Source organism: Streptomyces corynorhini (assembly GCF_003346515.1).
Lineage (GTDB): Bacteria > Actinomycetota > Actinomycetes > Streptomycetales > Streptomycetaceae > Streptomyces > Streptomyces corynorhini.
The window spans coordinates 1-1,236 of record NZ_QQNA01000068.1; the positions used below are offsets into that span (position 1 = coordinate 1).

The 1,236-nt window shown below is 75.2% G+C and carries 1 protein-coding gene; it reads right to left on the bottom strand.

The genetic code is table 11. The features are described from left to right. The coding region (locus DVH02_RS10550) for a type I polyketide synthase (RefSeq protein WP_147286032.1) at positions 1 to 1,236 on the bottom strand (1,236 nt) is incomplete at both ends.

Consider the following 1,236-nt stretch of genomic DNA (forward strand, 5'->3'; position numbering starts at 1 on the left):
GATGTGGGCGTTGGTGCCGCTGAAGCCGAAGGAGGAGACACCGGCCCTGCGGACGCGGCTCAGCTCCGGGGCCCAGGGCCGGGGTTCGGTGAGGAGGCGGACGGCGCCGGACTCCCAGTCGACCTGCCGGGACGGCAGGTCGACGTGCAGGGTGCGGGGCAGTTCGCCGTGGGTGAGGGCGAGGACGGTCTTGATGATGCCCGCGACTCCGGCGGCGGCCTGGGTGTGTCCGATGTTGGACTTCACCGAGCCGAGCCACAGGGGCTGTTCGCGGTCCTGGCCGTAGGCGGCGAGGAGGGCCTGGGCCTCGATGGGGTCGCCGAGGACGGTGCCCGTGCCGTGCCCTTCGACGGCGTCGACGTCGGCGGGGACGAGCCCGGCGTCGTCGAGCGCGGCGCGGATCACCCGTTCCTGGGAGGGTCCGTTGGGCGCGGTGAGGCCGTTGGAGGCGCCGTCGGAGTTGACGGCCGTGCCGCGGACGACGGCGAGGACGGGGTGGCCGTGGCGGCGGGCGTCGGAGAGCCGCTCCACGACGAGGACACCGACGCCCTCGCCCCAGCCGGTGCCGTCGGCGCCGTCGCCGTACGCCTTGCAGCGGCCGTCCGCGGCGAGGCCGCGCTGTCTGCCGAACTCCAGGAAGGCGGAGGGCGTCGTCATGACGGTGACACCGCCGGCGAGCGCCAGATCGCACTCCCCCGCGCGCAGCGCGCGGACCGCCCAGTGCAGGGCGACCAGGGAGGAGGAGCAGGCGGTGTCGACGGTGACGGCCGGGCCCTCCAGGCCGAGGGTGTAGGCGATCCGGCCGGAGACGACGCTGGCGGCGTTGCCGGTGCCGACGAAGCCGTCGACGTCCTCGCCCGAGCCGCGCAGCAGCACCGGGTAGTCCTGGCCGTTGGTGCCCGCGAACACGCCGGTGCGGGAGCCGCGCAGCGCGCGCGGGTCGACCCCGGCGCGTTCGACGGCCTCCCAGCAGGTCTCCAGCAGCAGGCGCTGCTGGGGGTCCATGGCGAGCGCCTCGCGCGGCGAGATGCCGAAGAACGCGGCGTCGAACCGGTCGACGCCGGTGAGGAAGCCGCCGGTACGGGTGTAGGTGGTGCCGTCGTGCGCGGGGTCGGGGTGGTAGAGCCCTGCGAGGTCCCAGCCGCGGTCCTCGGGGAAGCCGGTCAGTCCGTCGGCGCCGTCGGCGAGCAGGGACCAGAGCGCTTCGGGGGTGTCGGCGCCGCCGGACTGACCGGC